The organism is Rhizobium sp. Root482, from assembly GCF_001426565.1.
Classification (GTDB): domain Bacteria; phylum Pseudomonadota; class Alphaproteobacteria; order Rhizobiales; family Rhizobiaceae; genus Pararhizobium.
This window is the reverse complement of the sequence record NZ_LMFA01000001.1, coordinates 622,050-641,781: the sequence shown is the minus strand read 5'-3', so window position 1 is coordinate 641,781 and position 19,732 is coordinate 622,050. Positions and strand designations below refer to the sequence as shown.

Genomic DNA, 19,732 nt, shown 5'->3' with positions numbered 1-19,732 from the left:
GCGGTGTGATCCACATAGATGGGAGGTTTGCATGACCCTGAGCAATAAAGTGGCGCTTGTGACCGGTGGCGGCTCCGGGATCGGCAGGGCATCGGCGCTGGCGCTTGCGGCAGACGGCGCCGCCATCGGCGTTCTCGGCCGCACCGGCGACGAGGTGAAAAGGACTGCGGACGAGATCGCGGCGTCAGGCGGGCAGGCGATTGCCCTTGTCGCCGATATATCCGTGGAGCAGGAAATGCGCGAGGCGGTCGATCTCCTGATCTCCCGGTTCGGGCGGCTCGATATCGTCGTGGCGAACGCCGGCATCAACGGCGTCTGGGCGCCGATCGACGATCTGAAGCCGGACGAATGGGACAAGACTATCGCGGTCAATCTGCGCGGCACCTACCTCACCATCCATCTCACCGTTCCCCATCTCAAGGCCGATGGCGGATCGATCGTGGTCGTTTCCTCGATCAACGGGACGCGGACCTTCACCACGCCGGGAGCCACCGCCTATACGGCGACCAAGGCAGGCCAGGTCGCCATGGTGCAGCAACTGGCGCTGGAACTTGCGAGACACGGCATTCGCGTCAATGCGGTCTGCCCCGGCGAGATCGAGACGAATATCGATACCAATACCGAATTGCGCGGCGAGGAGGAGACCGCCATTCCCGTGGAATGGCCGGAGGGTCAGGTGCCGATTACCGGCGGCGCGCCGGGGCGCAGCCGGGATGTCGCCGAAGTGGTCGTATTCCTTGCCTCGGATCGCAGCCGCCATGTGACGGGTTCGCCGATCTGGGTCGATGGCGGGCAGGGGCTGTTGCGATAACGGGCAGCCATCCTGCGGGCTGGCCAGGACGATTTAGGAATCTTGGCCACCCGCCGGAACTAAGTGTGCTGCTGATGGTTTGGGAGCAATACTTCCCGGCATACGGAGCTCCCCCATGGCAAAAAATCCATCCACGACCGGCACGCCCCCAAATGCGAGTGCGGAGACGGCGAAAATCCATGACCAGAAACTGCAGCGCGGTGCGGGCGGCGAACTGCATCAGGTGGCCGAAGGCGATACGCCGATCATGACCACGGCCCAGGGTGGGCCGGTTGCGGACGACCAGAACAGCGTGCGTGTCGGCCCGCGCGGGCCGCTCGTAATGGACGATTTCCATTTCCGCGAAAAAATCTTCCATTTCGACCATGAGCGTATTCCAGAGAGAGTGGTCCATGCGCGCGGCTATGGCGCCCATGGCTATTTCGAAACCTATGAATCGCTTGCCGCCTATACGCGTGCCGATCTTTTCCAGCGGCCCGGCGAAAGGACGCCCGCCTTCGTGCGGTTTTCGACGGTTGCCGGCAGCAAGGGCTCCTTCGATCTCGCGCGTGACGTCCGGGGCTTTGCCGTGAAACTCTATACCCAGGAAGGAAACTGGGATCTCGTCGGCAACAATATCCCGGTCTTCTTCATCCAGGATGCGATCCGCTTTCCGGACATGGTGCATGCGGTCAAGCCGGAACCCGACCGTGCCTTTCCGCAGGCGCAAAGCGCCCATGACAATTTCTGGGATTTCATCAGCCTGACGCCGGAAAGCATGCATATGATCATGTGGATCATGTCGGACCGCGCCATTCCGCGATCGTTCCGGTTCATGGAAGGATTTGGCGTCCACACGTTTCGTTTCGTCAACGCCAAGGACGAATCCACCTTCGTCAAGTTCCACTGGAAGCCGAAGCTCGGGCTGCAGTCGGTCGCCTGGAACGAGGCGGTGAAGATCAACGGCGCCGATCCCGATTACCACCGGCGCGACCTCTGGCAGTCGATCCAGTCCGGAAACTTTCCCGAATGGGAATTGCAGGTCCAGCTTTTCGACCAGGATTTTGCCGACAAGTTTGATTTTGACGTGCTGGACGCAACCAAGATCATCCCGGAGGAAATCCTGCCGCCGCAGCCTGTCGGGCGGCTGGTGCTCGACCGCATGCCGGATAATTTCTTCGCCGAGACCGAGCAAGTGGCGTTCATGACCCAGAACGTGCCGCCGGGTATCGATTTCAGCAATGATCCACTGCTGCAGGGGCGCAATTTCTCCTATCTCGATACGCAGCTGAAGCGGCTGGGCGGGCCAAATTTCACCCATCTGCCGATCAATGCGCCGAAATGTCCCTTTGCTCATTTCCAGCAGGACGGACACATGGCCATGCGCAATCCCGTTGGTCGTGCAAACTACCAGCCCAATTCCTGGGGCGAGGGTCCGCGCGAAACGCCGATGCGGGGCTATCGTCATTTCCCGGCAGCGGAACAGGGCGAAAAGGCGCGCCTGCGGCCGGAAAGCTTTGCCGATCACTACAGCCAGGCGCGGCAGTTCTATATCAGCCAGACCCCGCCGGAAAAGCGCCATATCGCCTCAGCTCTGACCTTCGAGCTAAGCAAGGTCGAAACGCCGGTGATCCGCGAGCGCATGGTCGCCCATCTCTTCAACATCGACGAGACGCTGGCGAGAACGGTTGGCCACAAGCTCGGCTTCCAGTCCATGCCCAAGCCCGCCGATGCGGCCATGCCGACACGACAGGATCTCGATCCGTCGCCGGCTCTCAGCATCATCGAGAACGGGCCGAAGCGGTTCGAGGGTCGCAAGCTCGGCATCCTGGCTACAGACGGCGTCGATGCAGCCTTGCTGAGGGCCCTGATCGATGCGGTCACCGCTGAAAAGGCAGTGTTCGAAATCATTGCGCCGAAGGTCGGCGGCGTCACCGCCTCGGACGGGGAATGGGTGCCGGCCCACCAGATGATCGATGGCGGACCCTCGGTGCTCTACGACGCGGTCGCCATTCTGCCGTCCAAGGACGCGATTGCCGATCTGGTCATGGAGGCAACCGCCCGTGATTTCGTCGCCGATGCCTTCTCGCACTGTAAATTCATCGGTTATGTCGAGGTAGCGATGCCGCTTCTGGAAAAGGCGGGCATTGCCGGCGACCTGGACGAAGGGACCATCAAGCTCGGTGCTGCCGCCGATGCGCAATCCTTTGTGGCCGAGCTCGGAAAGCTGCGCATCTGGGGAAGGGAGCCTTCCGTCAAGCTTGGCCAGGCCTCGCCGCCGATCGAATGACACGGTCGCGCGGGGCACAAAGCCCCGCGCGCCTGACGATGGTTGGATTGAGGAAATTGCGTGTGGAGTATCGAGATGCGGTTTTTGCGCGACAATGGATTGACGATCGTTCTGGCGGCCGTCTCGTTGATGACCGTGATCGCCATGATTTTGACTGGCTGGCAGGTCAGCAACCATGAACTGACGGAGCATGGCGCTTCGCCGATGACGCTGGGCGCCTATGCGGTATCGGGGCAGTTTCTGTCCGCCCTGTTTGAAAACTGGGAAAGCGAATTCCTGCAGATGTCGGCCTATGTGATGCTGACGGCCTTCCTCTTTCAGCGTGGTTCGTCGGAATCCCGGGATCCGGACGAGGAGGCGCCACAGGACGAGGACCCTGCGAAACATGCTGATGATCCGGAGGCGCCCTGGCCGGTGAGAGCCGGCGGCATGATCCGTAGCCTCTATTCCTACTCGCTCGGTCTTAGCCTCGCGGCGCTTTTCCTTGTCAGCTTCCTGCTGCATCTGCGCTACAGCGCCGAGGCGGACAATGCCCAGTCCGCCTTGCACGGCCAACCGCCGGCCGGGGTCCTGGAGCATCTCGGCAGCGCCCAGTTCTGGTTTGAATCCTTCCAGAATTGGCAGTCGGAATTCCTGTCGACCGCGGTGCTGGTCGTCCTGTCGATCTTCCTGCGTTTCAAGGGGTCGCCCGAATCCAAGCCGGTGGCTGCGCCACATAGCCAGACCGGCGGCTGACATATGCTTCAAGTGAGTCCCGGTCTTTCCAGGCTGTCTTCGGCTTAAGGTGGGGCGCTCTGTACAATTGCGTGCAAGCGCAGTATGAGGGCGCGCATGTATTGCTGGCGACGTGCCGGCTGCGGCGTCTGCGCTCATCATGGAGCGCATGAATGCCGAATTCCGAGAGATTAAACATATGGCAGAGTTAGACGGCATCGCTCCGGCGATCGCTCAGGCATTGAGCAAGCGCGGTTATTCAGAGTTGACGCCGGTTCAGAAGGCCGTTCTAGGCCCCGAACTCGAAGGCCGCGATGCGCTGGTCTCGGCGCAGACCGGATCGGGAAAGACCGTGGCCTTCGGGCTTGCGCTCGCCTCGACGCTGCTCGACGGCAAGGACCGTTTCGGCGCGGCCGGCGCACCTGTGGCGCTTGCCGTCGCTCCAACCCGCGAACTGGCCCTGCAGGTCAAGCGCGAGCTTGAATGGCTCTACGAGATGACCGGGGCGACCGTCGCCTCCTGCGTCGGCGGCATGGACATGCGCAGCGAGCGGCGCGCGCTCGACCGTGGTGCCCATATCGTCGTCGGCACGCCCGGACGGCTTTGCGACCATATCCGCCGTGGCGGCCTCGACATGTCCTCGCTGAAGGCGGTCGTCCTCGACGAGGCCGACGAGATGCTCGATCTCGGTTTTCGCGAGGACCTCGAATATATTCTCGAAGCCGCGCCCGCCGAGCGCCGCACCCTGATGTTTTCGGCCACCGTGCCGCGTTCGATCGCCAATCTCGCCAAGAGCTACCAGCGCGATGCCGTCCGTATCACCACCCAGGCGGAGCAGAAGCAGCATCTCGACATCGAATACCGTGCCCTGACGGTTGCGCCGTCCGACCGCGAGAATGCGATCATCAACGTCCTGCGTTTTTACGAGGCGAAGAACGCATTGGTGTTCTGCTCGACCCGTGCCGCCGTCAACCATCTGACGGCGCGCTTCAACAATCGCGGTTTCTCGGTCGTTGCCATGTCCGGCGAACTCAGCCAGAACGAACGCACCCACGCGCTGCAGGCCATGCGCGACGGGCGCGCCCGCGTCTGCATCGCGACCGACGTCGCCGCTCGCGGCATCGACCTGCCGGGCCTCGAACTGGTCGTCCATGCCGATCTGCCGACCAATCCCGACACGCTTTTGCACCGCAGCGGCCGTACGGGACGGGCAGGGCGCAAGGGCGTTAGCGCCCTGATCGTGCCGAACAGCGCCCGCCGCAAGGCCGAGCGCCTGTTGCGCGATGCGAATATCAATGCCGATTGGGGGCGCCCGCCCTCGGCCGACGAGGTGAGCCGCCGTGACGACGAGCGCGTCCTGGCCGATCCGGCCCTGACCGAGGCGATCACGCCGGACGAAGCCGATTTCATTCGCGAACTTCTGGAAAAGCACGGCGCCGAACAGGTGGCCGCCGCCTTTCTCCGTCAGGCCCGTGCCGGCCGCTCGGCGCCGGAAGATTTGATGGATACGCCCAACTACACGCCGTCCGGTGATCGCCCGGATCGCGGTGAACGCCCGGAGCGGGGCGAGCCGCGCGCGCCGCGTGGCGATTTCGGCAACAGCACCTGGTTTTCGCTGTCGGCCGGCCGCAAGCAGAATGTCGAGCCGCGCTGGCTGATCCCGATGCTCTGCCGCATCGGCCGCATCACCAAGCAGGAGATCGGCGCCATCAAGATGCAGGCGGAGGAGACCTATGTCGAGATCGCCGCGGACTGGACCGAGCGCTTCATCGAGGCTGTCGGGCCGAAACGGATGCTCGAAAAGGGCATCACCGTGACGCAGCTGAACGGCATGCCGGATCTCTCCGGCGGCCCGCGCGGCGCGCCCTATGCCGGCAAGAAACCGGCGAAAGGGGGCGACTGGAAAAACGACGGCAAGCCGAAGCGCAAGTTCGATGCCCGGCCGGACTTTGCCGGTGCCGAACACCGTTCGCCCGAAAAGACAGATGCCAAGCCCTGGACCAAGAAGTCCAGCAAGCCCGGTTTCGACAAGCCGGGTTTTGACAAGCCGGGTTTTGATAAGCCGGGATCAGAGAAGCCGAAATTCGATAAGCCGAAGTCTGACAAGCCGAAATTTGCCAAGTCGGGCGCCGAGGGCATCAAGCGCAAGCCGAAGAACAAGCCGAACTGAGATCGGCGATTTCAAGCTGTTTCATCCGGTCCAGCCCCGCGTCGAAGGATTGCGGGGCTGATTGCGTTTGATGGCAGCGGTTTTATCGAATGGTGACTGGATATTGGGTCGCCCGATAGGAGCGCATCTCCTCAGCCGAGAATACCGGCCTCGCGGGCGGCGGCGGTGAAGGAGGCATAGGCCTTCTTCGGGCTCAGCATGCCGTCGAGCGCATCCAGGCAGTGCTGGAGCGCGCGGCGATAGGCATTGCCACGCCTGGCCGGCCAGCGGCGCAGGAATTCCACCGCGTCCCAGGCGGTGGCGATGACATTCTCCTGGCTGTGTTTGATCAGTCTGACGGGGGCGGGAAAGCGTATGTTACTCAAGGTCGTTCTCTTGCAGCATTATGACAGGCGCACCCAAACGCATGACGAGGACGAAGGTTCCCGCCTGACCGTCAACTTGATTTGAGGGCTTAACGGTCGAGTTCGGGATAAACGCGATCGAGAAAGCCGGGGCGCAGCTTTTCGCCGGCCATGCAATCGGCGGGCGGCGCGGACTGTACGGGAATGACCTTCGGTGCAGACCAACGGCCGCTCACCTCCATGACCAGTTTCTGCCGGATGGCGACTGCGAAATCTTCCGGGCGGTGGACCGGCAGCACGAAAGAACCGGGGCCGCCGATGACGCAATCGGCGTAATACTGGTCCAGCGTCACGATGCCGCCGGACGGGCGGATGAGGATCGCAAGCCCGTTGATGACGATGCCGCCGGCGACGGTGGCGTCGCGGATGGGGCTCACCGGCGGACCGAGATTGTTGGGGCCGTCGCCGGAGACGTCGATCACCCGGCGCATGGCGTCATGGGGACTGGCCGTGACAAGCCTGGCGGCATAGCTGATCGCATTCGAGATCGAGGTGCCCCTGCGGGTGACGACCGGGCGCGAGGCGATCTGCTCGGCAAAGGCCTCGGCATTGTCCGCATCCTCGATCAGGTGCCAATCGACCAGCGAGGTTTCGTTGACGCTGCCCGCCCATTCGAAATAGCTGATGGCGATGCGCCCGTTGAGGCCGGCGGTCACCGCCGCGATAAAATCGGGGTGGCGCAGGGCATCGACATAGCCCTGGCGCTGCACCTGCGCTTCTCCCATATCCATCGAGCCGGACATATCGACGGCGAGCACGAGCGCAACATCGACGGGGCTGCCGCTCGCCGCGGCAATGTTTCCTGAAAGGCTGAACAGCAGGGCAAGAGTTGTGAACATTTTACCGTCCGATCGCTGCTACCGGTCGCAATGCGTGGAAAAGTGTAGCACAGGTCTCTTGCCGGGCGAGGCCTTCGCTCGTTCAGGTCATCAACAATCGGTGATAACCGCGCCAGTGTTGCAGGGAGGTGGGGACAGCAATTGACCGGGCGATCCGATGCGCGGCAGACGGATAGAGACGTCGATCAGGAACTGTTCGATCGGCTTCAGCGGGCCGCCTTCGGCTATTTTCTGGAGCACGCCAATTCGGAAAACGGACTGATTGCCGATACGTCGCTGCCCGGTGTGCCGTCGAGCATCGCCGCCACCGGCTTCGGTCTGTCCTGTTATCCGGTTGGCGTAGAAAGGGGCTGGATGTCGCGGCAGGATGCGGCTGCGCGGACGGTGGCGACCTTGCGCTTCTTTGCCGGGAGCCGGCAGGGCCGCGCCACCGATGCGACCGGGTATAAGGGCTTCTATTACCACTTTCTCGACATGGCGACCGGACAGCGCGCCTGGCGCAGCGAACTGTCTCTGATCGACAGCGCGCTGCTGATGGCCGGCATGCTGGTGGCGGCCGCCTATTTCGACCGGGACGATCCGATCGAAAAGGAGATCCGATCCTGTGCGGCGGCGCTTTATGCGCGGATGAATTGGGCCTGGGCGACCCACGGCGGCAAGTCCTTCCGGCTCGGCTGGAAGCCGCATGGTGGCTTTCTGCCCTATCGCTGGGAAGCCTATAGCGAAGCGATCATTCTCTATGTGCTGGCGCTTGCTTCTCCCTCTTATCCTGTGGGTCGGGAGAGCTATGAGGCCTTCTGCGATAAATATGAATGGATGACGTTCGGGGAGCGACCATTTCTCTACGCCGGGCCTCTGTTCATACATCTGTTCTCCCATGCCTGGATCGATTTTCGCGGCATCCGCGATGCGGCGATTGCGGTGAAGGACATGGATTATTTCGATAATACCCGCCGCGCCATTGCGCTGCAGCGCGACTATGCCAGCGATAATCCCGGCGCTTTTGCGGGGTACGGGCGCGACCTCTGGGGGCTGACATCCTGCGACGGGCCGCTGCGGCCGCGTCGGCTGCTGGATGGCCGCCGCCAGGCTTTTTCCGGCTATGCTGCACGTGGCGTGCCGCTTGGGCCAGATGACGGCACGATCGCCCCCTGGGCGCCGCTCGCCTGCCTTCCGTTCGAGCCGCAGGCGGCGCTTGCGGCGACCCGCCATGTGATTTCCCGCTATCCCGGCGTCCTCAGGGACGGACGGTTTCTCGGCAGCTTCAATCCGAGTATTCCCGGCAAAACGCCGGAGGGATGGCTCAATTTACGCAGCGTCGGGCTTGACCAGGGCCTGCTGGTAATGATGATCGAAAACCACCGCACCGGGCTGATCTGGAACCTGATGCGCCGGTCGCCAATCATCCGGCGCGGCCTGCGGCAGGCAGGGTTTTCCGGCGGATGGCTTTGAGCGATAAGGGCGCGGGCGATACCGGGAAACAGGCGGGACGATTGGACGACATGCGGAACTGCGAGGACTGGTCCCCGAGCGAGCAGCTAAGGCAGGTGGAAACCGCTATTGCCTGGCAGTCGGCACGGTTTCCGCAGGTTGCCGCCTCCATCGGAGACGCGCTTGCAGGCTTGCTTTCGGCGCGGGCGACATGGAACCGCGTCGAGAGCGTCGATGCCTTTCTCGACTACCAGACCCGGTTCGCGGCGGAGATGGACGATCGTGTGAAGGGCGCGCATCTGATGGCCTTCTACAGTCATCATCTGGCAATTGCCGCCGGTGCGATCCTGCTTCAGACGGGCCTTGTCGCCGGTCTCGATCCCGATGATCTCGCAATCGGCTGGGAGGACGCCAGCCCTGCATCGCTTGGGGTGCCCGTGGATGGGGCGCGGCGGTTCCATTTCAGGCTCAGCCGGGTTCTCGGCACTGGCGACAGCGCGGCGGCCTTTCATGACGGCTTTGTCGAGAGCCTGGCGCCGGTGGTCGAAGCGCTCCAGGCCCGCACGGGCCTTTCACCAGTGGCGCAATGGCGGCTGGCGGGGGACGGCATCGCCGGCGCCTTTCTCGAACTGGGTGTGGCGATGACGGAAACCGAGCGGGCCATGGCGCTGGCGCTAGCCATTGTCGAGCGCGAAGGGTCACCGCTTGCGTCCGGGAACCTGCGCTATGAGCGTATCGAGGCGATGGTCGATGGGCAGCCGGCGGCAGGGATATTTCGCCTCAGGAGCGGCTGCTGCCTCTACTACCGGACGCCGGGTGGCGATGTCTGCGATGTCTGCGTGCTTCTCGATCCCGAGACGCAAAAAAGCCGCCTGCGTGCTCGTCTCGAGCACGCAGGCGGCTGATCATGCCGTCGCGCTGCGTGACGCGACGGGCGGAGGCTCAGGCCGATTTCAGAAAACGGTCGTTCAGGTAGCCGGAGACGACGCCGAGCAGCAGCCAGGAGGCCAGCGCCGTTGCCAGCGCAGCAACGGCGAATTCGGCGCCGAGAACGGCGGGAACCGAGCTTGAAATATCGGTGGGTTGCGGCGCGCCATAGAGATGCGGCGCGGCGATGACCACCAGGCCGATCAGCTTGGCGACGATTTCCTCGCACAGGACGACAAGATAGACGCCAAGTGCGGAAAGCAGCACGGTCGCGATCCACCAGGTCTGGCGATCGCCGAGATCGGCCGCCGGAAAGCCGGGCAGTTCCGGGGGCAGGCCGATTGCCGGCAGCATGTGAACCACAAGCCAGCCGCAGGCGCCCCAGAGCGCGCCGTTGCGCAGCGTGATCGGATGACCGACGACGAGGCTGACACCGGCGAGCAGCAGGCCGAAACCGGCGCCGGTCACCAGATTGGCGAGCAGGCTGCCGGAAAACCGGCTCATGCCGAACATGATGCCGCCTTCCTCGCCGTGTTCGCCTTCATGGGCAAAGGCGGGGGTGATCGGCGAGAGCGCCGAGAGCATCCGGGTAAGCGGCGAAGGGGACAATTGTGACGAATGCTGATGGTCCTGTTCCGTCGACGTGCCTGGCGGCGGCGTCGCGGCCGGTTCCTGGCCTTCATATTCCTCCGCATGGAGGATGAGCGGGACGACGCGCGCATTTTGCGCAACGGTCGAAAAGACACCCGCAATCAATCCAGCCACCAATGCGGCCAGAAGCGTTTTGACGATCATTTTTCCTACTCCCTCTCAGGCGGAGCGCGGCATGCGCATTCTCACGCCCGACATGATTGAATCCCCATGGCAAAGCCTGCCCGGTGCCGAGATACCAGGCGCATTTCACCGATACGTGGACTTGCCACGCAATTCAGATTGGCAATGACTGCGAAAAGCCGATGCTTTCCGCGGCGTGGATCAATGGCAGGGGAAGCCGTAGGAGTGGCGCACGTCGTGGGCGGTGTCGTGCAGCACGGCGGAATTGGCAAGGCCCGCGCCGAAAACCAAAAAACCGCCGATCAACAGGGCGAGAATGCCTGCGGTGAGACGGTCGCTGATGGAAAGGGGAATGCTCGAAACGATAGACGAAGCCATGACAACCTCCGTGATGGCATGTGGGATATCTCCCACCAATTGGGCACCATGCCCTTCATCAACCGGCAGGTTTCCTGGCTCGCGGCGTCAGGTGCATGGCACCAAGGAATTCGCCTCGCCTTCCCAGGGCATGGGCGTGAAGCCCGTCGCCGCAGTGGCTTTTGCCGGACACCGTCCGGCATGACGCATTCTGACCGCTCTACAGTCGCGGGGTCGGCCGTGATGAAGATGCCCAGAATGGGTCCACCCGTCACGTTCCCATTTACTCCCCAACGCCTTTTGCCGCCGGGGAACCAATTGATCCACGATAATTAGGATTTTCGCCGGTCCATGTCAATTCGAGCCTGCGACCTCTCATGCCGCTTTGTCGCCAGAAAACCGTCAGGATTGGCCTCTCGCCGCGCTGGATGTCGGCTTTGGCCGCGCCACCGATCAGGACGCCAGAAGGTCCTGCATGGCGGTAATGATTCTTCGGTGCTGGTGGGCGTGGCGGGTGCGGATGCTGGTGGCGGCATAGACCGCCTGGGCGATCTGCGGCGCATCCTCGACCAGGTGGACCTCTCCCTTCTCCACGAGTTCCTCTGCGGTCAGGGCGGTGACGTAGGCAGCGCCGCCCAGATTTTTGAGCAGTGCGACAATGGCGATGTTCTGTCCCGACGCAACGGACGCGGAGGAGAGTTGCGGCAGGGCAAGCCGATGCGCCCGGTCGAAGGCGGGGGAATAGACTGCCTGTATATAACTTCCCGGTTCGACCGCCGCGATGCTGCGCGCCTGCGTGCCGACCATCCTGTAGGTCAGATCGCCGATCCGCTCATAGTACAGGTCGGGCAGGTAGTGCGGCGTATAGAGGATGGCGAGATCGAGGTCGCCGGCGGCGAGGTCGCGGTTCATCTGGTTGGAATAATCGGCCTCCATATAGATCGAGGTCGAGGGCAGGTCGGCACGGATGACTGCCAGCCAGCGGCCGGCGAAGACTTCCGCCAGATCGTGCTGGACGCCAAGCCGCATGGAGCGCTCATAGGCACCGGCGCTTTCCACCGCCCGCGTGGCCTCATGCCACTGGTGCTGGAGCGCCTTGGCATGATCGAGAAAGCGCAGGCCCGATGCGGTGGGTGCCGTGCCGCCCTTGTTGCGGATGAAGAGCTTGCGGTTGAACAGCGCCTCCAGCGCCTTCACCCGATGGGACACGGTCGATTGCGTGATGTTCAGCCGTTCCGCGGTGCGATTGAAACTGCGGGTCTCCATCAGGTCAAGGAAGGTTTCGATGAGGTCGATCTGCATTTTTCTCCCGCGTCATTCACGATTGCCCCTCACCCTAACCCTCTCCCCGCATGCGGGGAGAGGGGATCACGGAGTTTGCCGCTTGTCTCTTCTCCCCGTTTACGGGGAGAAGGTGCCCGACAGGGCGGATGAGGGGCTTCTCAAGCTCAATCTAATCGAATTCATCGATCAATAAAGCGATTTTCGCCGGCTTGATGGCGGCATGCTTCATTGCCACAAATCTCGTCAAACGAGGGAATGAAGCATGTCTGAACTGCCGTCCGCCGCGCGTGTCGTGATCATCGGGGGAGGTGCCGTTGGCGCGTCCGCTCTCTATCATCTCGCCAAGGCCGGCTGGACCGATTGTGTGCTTCTGGAAAAGAACGAGCTGACGGCCGGCTCGACCTGGCATGCGGCCGGAAATGTGCCGACATTCTCGTCGTCCTGGTCGATCATGAACATGCAGCGCTATTCCGCCTCGCTCTATCGCGAGCTCGGTACGCTGGTCGATTATCCGATGAACTATCATGTCACCGGCTCCATCCGGCTTGGCCATTCGAGGGAGCGGTTGCAGGAATTCAAGCGCGTGGTCGGCATGGGGCGCTACCAGGGCATGGACCTCGACATCCTGTCGCCCGACCAGATCCGGTCGAAATATCCCTTCGCCGAAACCCATGACCTGACGGGTGCGCTCTACGATCCCTATGACGGCGATATCGATCCGGCACAGCTGACGCAGGCTATGGCAAAAGGCGCCCGCGACATGGGCGCGAAAATCTTCCGCTTCTGTCCCGCCACCGGCGCGCGTCGGGAGGGGGATGAATGGGTGATTTCGACGCCGAAGGGTGAGATTCGCTGCGAGAAGGTCGTCAACGCCGCCGGCTATTATGCCCGTGAAGTCGGCAAATGGTTCGGTCGCGACGTGCCGATGATGGTGATGAGCCATCAGTACATGCTGTTCGAGGAAATTCCCGAACTCGCCGCCTGGTCGAAGGAGGTTGGCCACAAGCTGCCGCTGCTGCGCGACGTGGATTCCTCCTATTATCTCCGCCAGGAAAAGTCCGGCATGAATCTCGGGCCCTATGAGAGGAACTGCAAGGCGCATTGGGTGACGCCGGACGATCCGATGCCGGAGGATTTTTCCTTCCAGCTTTTCCCCGACGATCTGGAGCGGCTGGAATGGTATCTGAACGATGCCGTCGAGCGCGTGCCGATCCTCGGCACCGCCGGCCTGTCGCGGATGATCAACGGGCCGATCCCCTATGCGCCCGACGGCAATCCGCTGATCGGGCCGATGCCCGGCGTGCCGAACGCCTTCGAGGCCTGCGTCTTTACCTTCGGTATCTGCCAGGCGGGCGGCGCCGGCAAGGTGCTGGCCGAATGGGTGACCGAGGGCCAGACCGAGTGGGACATGTGGTCCTGCGATCCGCGCCGTTTCACCGATTATACCGACCAGGATTATTGCATCGCCAAGGGCATGGAAATTTATGGCCATGAATATGCGATGCATTTTCCCAAACATGCCTGGCCGGCGGGGCGCAACAAGAAACTCTCGCCGATCCATGACCGGATCGTCGCGCTCGGTGCCCAGTTCAAGCCCTATAATGGCTGGGAGCGGGCCAGCTGGTATGCGAAGCCCGGTGACGATCTATCCGAAGCGGCGACCCAGACCTGGAATCGGGCAGGGCCTTGGGCTGCGCGGATCAAGGAGGAGTGCTGCGCGGTGCACGAAGCCGCCGGTATCCTCGACCTGCCGGGCTTCTCGCGCTTCCGGATCAAGGGCGAGGGTGCGCGCGACTGGCTGCTGGGGCTGATCACCGGCAAGGTGCCGAAGCCGGGCCGCATCGGCCTTGCCTATTTTTCCGACGACAAGGGCCGGATTGTCACCGAAATGTCGGTGATGGCGCTTGCCGAGGATTTCTTCTTCCTGATCACCGCGGCGACGGCGCAATGGCATGATTTCGAATGGCTGAAGACACATCTGCCGAAGGATGCCGCCTTCACGCTCGACGATGTTACCGACAGTTTCGCCTGCCAAATCCTGTCCGGGCCCAAGTCGCGCGAGATTCTCGCAGCCGTCACGGATGCCGATCTGTCGCTGGGCTGGCTGACTCATCAATCCTGCCAGATCGCCGGCCGCTGGCTGCAGCTCGTGCGCGTCTCCTTCGCCGGCGAACTGGGCTGGGAACTGCATACCAAGGTCGAGGACACGGCCATCGTCTTCGACGCCGTCCGGGCGGCGGGCGAGAAGCACGGGCTGAAACCCTTCGGCATGGAGGCGCTGGACAGCCTGCGCATCGAAAAGGGGTATCGCGCCTGGAAGGGCGATCTTTCGACGGACTACACCATCCTGCAGGGCGGGCTCGAGCGCTTCGTCGATTGGACGAAGCCCGACTTCAAGGGCAAGCCGGCGCTCGAGCGCGAGAAGCAACAGGGCGTGGCCAAGCGTTTTGTAACGCTGGTTGTCGAGGCCGGCGATTGCGACGCACCCTATATGTCCACCCTCTGGCACGACGGAAATGTGGTTGGCGAGACGACGTCGGGCAATTGGGGCTATCGCACCGGGAAGTCCATCGCACTCGGCATGCTGAAGGCGGACCTTGCCGTGCCGGGCACCGAAATCGAGGTGGAAATCTACGGCGACCGGTTCAGGGCCACGGTCCAGCCCGACCAGCCGCTGTTCGACCCCAGGAATGAAAGATTGCGCGCATGACGAAGGCGATCCCCACAAAGGCGAGAGCCGTGATCATCGGCGGCGGCGTTTCGGGCTGCTCGGTCGCCTACCATCTGGCCAAGCTCGGCTGGACCGATGTGGTCCTCCTGGAGCGCAAGCAATTGACGTCAGGCACCACCTGGCATGCGGCCGGCCTGATCGGCCAGTTGCGGGCTTCGCAGAACATGACGAGGCTCGCCAAATATTCGCGCGATCTCTACGTCAATCTCGAGGCCGAGACCGGCATCGGCACGGGCATGAAGCAGAACGGCTCGATCACCGTGGCGCTGACCGAGGAACGGAAGCAGGAAATCTACCGGCAGGCGTCCCTGGCGCGCGCCTTCAATGTCGATGTCAGGGAGATTTCTTCGAGCGAAGTCAAGGAGATGTATCCGCATCTGAATGTGTCGGATGTGGTTGCCGCCGTGCATCTGCCGCTCGACGGCCAGTGCGATCCGGCCAATATTGCCATGGCGCTCGCTAAAGGTGCGCGCCAGAACGGCGCGACGATCCTCGAAGGCGTCAAGGTGACGGCTGTGACGCAGCGGGACGGCCGGGTGACGGGCGTCACCTGCGAACAGAACGGCGAAAGCTTCACGATCGAGACCGAAAACGTCGTCAATGCCGCCGGGATGTGGGGACGCACGCTTGCCGACATGTCGGGCGTGACGCTGCCGCTGCATGCCTGCGAACATTTCTACATCGTCACCGAGCCGGTTGCCGGCCTCAAATCGCTTCCGGTCCTGCGGGTGCCGGACGAATGCGCCTATTACAAGGAAGATACCGGCAAGATGCTGCTCGGCGCCTTCGAGCCCGTCGCCAAGCCCTGGGGCATGGATGGCATTCGCGAGGATTTCTGCTTCGACCAGCTGCCGGAGGATTTCGACCATTTCGCGCCGATCCTCGAACAGGCGATCAACCGCATGCCGATGCTGGAGACGGCCGGCATCCACACCTTCTTCAACGGCCCGGAAAGTTTCACCCCGGACGACCGCTATTATCTCGGCGAGGCGCCGGAACTGAAGGGGTACTGGGTTGCCGCCGGCTATAATTCCATCGGCATCGTCTCCTCCGGCGGCGCCGGCATGGCGCTGGCGGAGTGGATGAATGACGGCGAGCCGCCCTTCGATCTCTGGGAAGTCGACATCCGCCGGGCGCAGCCGTTCCAGAAGAACCGCAGATATCTGAAGGAGCGCGTCACTGAGACGCTCGGTCTGCTTTATGCCGATCATTTCCCCTATCGCCAGATGGCGACGGCCCGCGGTGTCCGCCGCTCGCCGCTGCATGAGCATCTGAAGGCGCGCGGCGCTGTCTTCGGCGAGGTGGCCGGCTGGGAGCGGGCCAACTGGTTTGCGAAAGATGGTCAGGAACGCGAGTATCAATATAGCTGGAAGCGGCAGAACTGGTTCGAGAACCAGCGTGACGAACATCTGGCGGTGCGCGAGCGGGTCGGCCTGTTCGACATGACCTCGTTCGGCAAGATCAGGGTGGAGGGCAGGGATGCGCTCGCCTTTCTGCAAAACCTCTGCGCCAACCAGATGGATATCGCCCCGGGTCGCATCGTTTACACGCAGATGCTCAACGAACGCGGCGGCATCGAGAGCGACCTGACGGTTACACGGCTTTCGGAAACGGCCTTTTTGCTTGTGGTTCCCGGTGCCACGCTGCAGCGCGATCTCGCTTGGCTGCGCAAGCATCTTGGCGAGGAATTCGTCGTCATTACCGATGTGACGGCGGCAGAATCCGTGCTTTGCGTCATGGGCCCAAGGGCGCGCCAACTGATGAGACAAGTCAGCCCCAATGATTTCTCCAATAGCGCGCATCCTTTCGGCACGGCGCGCGAGATCGAGATCGGCATGGGGCTCGCCCGCGCCCACCGCGTCACCTATGTCGGCGAACTCGGCTGGGAGCTTTATGTCTCCACCGATCAGGCGGCGCATGTCTTCGAAGCTTTGGAAGAGGCGGGGCGGGATGTGGGGTTGAAGCTCTGCGGGCTGCATACGCTCGATAGCTGCCGGATCGAAAAAGCCTTCCGCCATTTCGGCCATGATATTACCGACGAGGATCATGTGCTCGAGGCCGGGCTCGGCTTTGCGGTGAAGACCGGCAAGGGGGCGTTCATTGGTCGCGATGCGGTCCTACGCAAGCAGGACGAGGGGCTGAAGCGCCGGCTGGTGCAATTCAGGCTCGCCGACCCGGAGCCGCTGTTGTTCCACAACGAGGCGCTGGTCCGCGACGGCCGGATCGTCGGCACGGTGACCTCAGGCAATTACGGCCACCATCTCGGCGGCGCCATCGGGCTCGGCTATGTGCCGTGCGAGGGCGAGACCGAGGCGGATGTGCTGGGTTCGGTTTATGAGATCGAGATTGCCGGGACGCGGATGAAGGCGGAAGCGTCGCTTCAGCCGATGTATGATCCTAAGGCGGAGCGGGTGAGGGCTTAATCGGTCTGCGACCCTCTGGTCCCAAACCAGAAGTGCCCCTCATCCGGCCTGTCGGCCACCTTCTCCCCGTTTTCACGGGGAGAAGGGGCAAGCGGCAAACTCCGTCGTCCCCTCTCCCCGTCAAAACGGGGAGAGGGCTAGGGTGAGGGGCATCCTCGGACTCGCCGGCAAACGAAATGCGCGCACCGGAACGCGATTTTTCCGGGTGTTTTCAGGGAGATGAAGCCATGCTCGCGCCAGAAAAGAAATCGACGGAAAGCCCGATGGATCGCATCGACCAGCTCATCGCCGCGCACAAGCCGGGCCATGGGCTGGCGCGGGCCTTCTACAGGGATCCGGAGATTTATGAGCGGGATCTGGAGCGGGTGTTTCGCCGGCACTGGCATTGCGTCGCCCACGAGAGCGTCGTCCCGAATGCCAATGATTTCGAGCTGTTCCGGATGGCGTCCGAGCAGGTGATCGTCACCCGGCATGCGGACGGCAGCATCCATGCGCTCCTCAATGTCTGCCGCCATCGCGGTGCCGAGGTCTGCACGAAGGACAAGGGCAATGCCCGCGTCTTCGTCTGTCCCTATCACGCCTGGACCTATGGCAATGACGGGGCGCTGAAAGCTGCCCGGCTGATGCCGAAGGATTTCCGTCGCGAGGATCATGGGCTGAAAAAGCTGCATGTGCGGGTCGTCGAAGGGCTGATCTTCATTTCCTTCGCAGACGTGCCGCTCGATTTCTCCGAGGTGGAGAACCTGTTGCGCGCCACCTGCGGCCAATATGGCTGGGCAAGCGCGAAGGTCGCGCATCGGAAAAGCTATCCGGTCGATGCCAACTGGAAGCTGGCGGTGGAGAATTATGTCGAGTGCTACCATTGCGGCCCGGCGCATCCGGAATATTCGCAGACCCATGCGCTGGAGCAGCCGTTGCACATGATCGAGGCGCTGAACACGGCGATGGAGGCGCGCACCTGCGCGCTCGGCATCGAGATCGGCGCGGGCGATCACTGGCAGACATCGGAAAATGGCAGGGAAACGATCCACGCCTTCCGCTATGCGCTCTATGACGGCGTCAAGAGCGGCAGCGAGGACGGCGCGCCGGTGGCGCCGCTGATGGGGCGCTTCCAGGATTTCGACGGTGGCGTCACCTCCGTCCATCTCGGCGGCACCTCGTTCCTCGTCTGCTATCCCGACCATGGCATGATCTATCGCTTCATCCCGAAGGGGCCGGAAGCCTGCGAGATGGAGCTGATCTGGCTGGTGGACGGCAAGGCCGAGGAGGGAAAGGATTATGACCTGTCGCGGCTCACCTGGCTGTGGACGGTGACCACCGACGAGGACAAGGCGATCATCGAGCACACGTCGCGCGGCGTCCGGTCGCATTATTTCGTTCCGGGCCCGATCGCGCCGATGGAGCAGAACGAGCTTCGCTATATCAACTGGTATCTGGACGAGATCAGCCGCGCCTGACGGGCTCGGTTCCTTCAGCCGCCACGACGATCGAAATGGGTTCTGAGCGCCACATGCGTCTGGGCGGTGGCAACGCCGGGTATGGTGGCGATCTGCCGGCGTATGCCGTCGAGATCGCCGTTCGAGCCGCATTCGACCAAAAGCATCAGGTCGGTGGCGCCGGCTAGCGACCAGCAACTGATCACCTGCGGGATACCGGAAATATGCGGCACGACGTGATCGCAGTTCCTGCCCTGCTGGAAGCTCACCGCGACCAGCGCGCGGACGGCTGGATCGAGAGTGTCCGTGCCGAGCCGAACCGTGTAGCCGGCGATCACCCCTTTTGCTTCCAGCCGCCGGATACGCTCGTGGACCGCGCTGCGTGACAAGTCCGCATGCCGGGCCAGCGCCACGAGGCTTTGGCGAGAATCAGCCCTGAGTGCTGCAATCAGCAGGCGATCCTTCTCATCAAGCGCCGTCATTTGCCCTCCTCCCCATCGCGTTTTCCGGACAGATGTCCGGCCCGCCGCCGTCTTGTTCAGTGAAACCGGACGGAATTGCAACTAGGTTTTGGCGAGATAGACAAGGAGCAATCTTCCATGAAATTTTCAGACAGGACAGCCCTGATCCCGATCGATATGCAGCAGGCCTTCGACGATGCGCCCTGGCCCCGGCGCTGGAACGACAAGGTGGACGAGAATGGCCGGGCCTTGCTTGCCGCCTGGCGCAAGGCGGGACGACCGATCATCCATGTCCGGCATGACAGCGTCGAGGATGGTTCGACGCTTCGCCCAGGCGCGGCGGGCAATGCCTTTCGCCCCGGCTTCGAGCCGCAATCCGGCGAGCCACTGGTGACGAAGAGCGTCAACGCCGCCTTCATCGGCACCGATCTCGACCTGCGCCTGCGGCGCGCCGGGATCGACACCATCGTCGTGTTCGGCATCTCGACGGATATGTGCGTTTCTACGACCGTGCGGGTCGGCTCCAATATGGGCTACAAGGTCATCCTGGTGGAGGATGCCTGCGATTGTTTCGATCTTGCCGACAGCCGTGGCGGCACCATCGCCGCCATCGATATTCATCGGGCGCATGTTGCGACGCTTCGCGCGGAATTCGCAACGGTCATCACCACCAGCGACTTGGTGGAGGGGCTGTAAAGCGC

At 62.8% G+C, this 19,732-nt stretch carries 16 protein-coding genes and 1 riboswitch; of the genes, 10 read left to right on the top strand and 6 right to left on the bottom strand.

Features of this window, described 5'->3' with window-relative positions; all coding sequences use genetic code 11:
- Nucleotides 1-31 precede the first annotated feature (31 nt).
- The 4 genes from ASD31_RS02805 (at nt 32) to ASD31_RS02790 (ending at nt 5,964) form a co-directional block, all read left to right on the top strand.
- Nucleotides 32-811, top strand: a complete 780-nt coding sequence (locus ASD31_RS02805) for an SDR family oxidoreductase (RefSeq protein ID WP_056328943.1) — start codon at nt 32-34, stop codon at nt 809-811.
- Nucleotides 812-926: 115 nt separating this feature from the next.
- Nucleotides 927-3,080 carry a catalase C gene (catE, locus tag ASD31_RS02800; RefSeq protein WP_056328940.1) on the top strand — a complete coding sequence of 718 codons (2,154 nt, stop codon included), beginning with the start codon at nt 927-929 and terminating at the stop codon, nt 3,078-3,080.
- 75 nt (nt 3,081-3,155) lie between these two features.
- Complete coding sequence (locus tag ASD31_RS02795) at nt 3,156-3,815, top strand: DUF6766 family protein (RefSeq protein WP_056328939.1); 660 nt, start codon at nt 3,156-3,158, stop codon at nt 3,813-3,815.
- A gap of 178 nt (nt 3,816-3,993) precedes the next feature.
- The gene (locus tag ASD31_RS02790; protein ID WP_056329361.1) at nt 3,994-5,964 is read left to right on the top strand and encodes a DEAD/DEAH box helicase; all 1,971 of its coding nucleotides are present in this window, start codon (nt 3,994-3,996) and stop codon (nt 5,962-5,964) included.
- Nucleotides 5,965-6,095: 131 nt separating this feature from the next.
- On the opposite strand, the gene ASD31_RS02785 is transcribed toward ASD31_RS02790, so the two are convergent.
- Both ASD31_RS02785 and ASD31_RS02780 read right to left on the bottom strand, forming a co-directional pair.
- Nucleotides 6,096-6,329: a DUF982 domain-containing protein gene (locus ASD31_RS02785; RefSeq protein ID WP_056328936.1), complete on the bottom strand. Its 234-nt coding sequence runs from the start codon at nt 6,327-6,329 to the stop codon at nt 6,096-6,098.
- Nucleotides 6,330-6,418: 89 nt separating this feature from the next.
- Nucleotides 6,419-7,207, bottom strand: coding sequence for a DUF1194 domain-containing protein (locus ASD31_RS02780; protein ID WP_056328934.1), 789 nt, complete (start codon nt 7,205-7,207; stop codon nt 6,419-6,421).
- A gap of 141 nt (nt 7,208-7,348) precedes the next feature.
- Here ASD31_RS02780 and ASD31_RS02775 point away from each other — a divergent pair, with 141 nt between their 5' ends.
- Nucleotides 7,349-8,659, top strand: a complete 1,311-nt coding sequence (locus ASD31_RS02775; RefSeq protein WP_056328931.1) for a glucoamylase family protein — start codon at nt 7,349-7,351, stop codon at nt 8,657-8,659.
- Nucleotides 8,650-9,543: a (2Fe-2S)-binding protein gene (locus ASD31_RS02770; protein WP_156392467.1), complete on the top strand. Its 894-nt coding sequence runs from the start codon at nt 8,650-8,652 to the stop codon at nt 9,541-9,543. Before ASD31_RS02775 ends, ASD31_RS02770 begins: the two co-directional genes overlap by 10 nt.
- A 37-nt stretch (nt 9,544-9,580) precedes the next feature.
- On the opposite strand, the gene ASD31_RS02765 is transcribed toward ASD31_RS02770, so the two are convergent.
- From ASD31_RS02765 to ASD31_RS02755, 3 genes are all read right to left on the bottom strand, one after another.
- Nucleotides 9,581-10,360, bottom strand: coding sequence for a CbtA family protein (locus ASD31_RS02765; protein ID WP_056328927.1), 780 nt, complete (start codon nt 10,358-10,360; stop codon nt 9,581-9,583).
- 180 nt (nt 10,361-10,540) lie between these two features.
- A complete protein-coding gene (locus ASD31_RS02760; RefSeq protein ID WP_056329359.1) occupies nt 10,541-10,717 on the bottom strand; it encodes a CbtB domain-containing protein in 177 nt (58 codons plus the stop codon).
- 46 nt (nt 10,718-10,763) lie between these two features.
- Nucleotides 10,764-11,030: riboswitch (cobalamin riboswitch) on the bottom strand.
- 119 nt (nt 11,031-11,149) lie between these two features.
- Entirely contained in the window at nt 11,150-11,998 is an 849-nt protein-coding gene (locus tag ASD31_RS02755) for a LysR family transcriptional regulator (protein ID WP_056328925.1), read from the bottom strand.
- A 244-nt stretch (nt 11,999-12,242) separates the two neighbouring features.
- On the opposite strand from ASD31_RS02755, the gene ASD31_RS02745 reads away from it, so the two are divergent.
- From ASD31_RS02745 to ASD31_RS02735, 3 genes are all read left to right on the top strand, one after another.
- Nucleotides 12,243-14,690: a GcvT family protein gene (locus tag ASD31_RS02745; RefSeq protein ID WP_056328921.1), complete on the top strand. Its 2,448-nt coding sequence runs from the start codon at nt 12,243-12,245 to the stop codon at nt 14,688-14,690.
- On the top strand, nt 14,687-17,134 hold the full coding sequence (locus ASD31_RS02740; protein WP_056328918.1) for a GcvT family protein: 2,448 nt from the start codon (nt 14,687-14,689) through the stop codon (nt 17,132-17,134). Before ASD31_RS02745 ends, ASD31_RS02740 begins: the two co-directional genes overlap by 4 nt.
- A gap of 227 nt (nt 17,135-17,361) precedes the next feature.
- Nucleotides 17,362-18,591, top strand: coding sequence for an aromatic ring-hydroxylating oxygenase subunit alpha (locus ASD31_RS02735; protein WP_056328915.1), 1,230 nt, complete (start codon nt 17,362-17,364; stop codon nt 18,589-18,591).
- Nucleotides 18,592-18,605: 14 nt separating this feature from the next.
- On the opposite strand, the gene ASD31_RS02730 is transcribed toward ASD31_RS02735, so the two are convergent.
- Nucleotides 18,606-19,052 (bottom strand): Lrp/AsnC family transcriptional regulator, encoded by a 447-nt coding sequence (locus ASD31_RS02730; RefSeq protein WP_056328913.1) that lies wholly within the window; start codon nt 19,050-19,052, stop codon nt 18,606-18,608.
- A gap of 117 nt (nt 19,053-19,169) precedes the next feature.
- Here ASD31_RS02730 and ASD31_RS02725 point away from each other — a divergent pair, with 117 nt between their 5' ends.
- The gene (locus tag ASD31_RS02725; RefSeq protein ID WP_056328910.1) at nt 19,170-19,727 is read left to right on the top strand and encodes a cysteine hydrolase family protein; all 558 of its coding nucleotides are present in this window, start codon (nt 19,170-19,172) and stop codon (nt 19,725-19,727) included.
- Nucleotides 19,728-19,732: the final 5 nt, after the last annotated feature.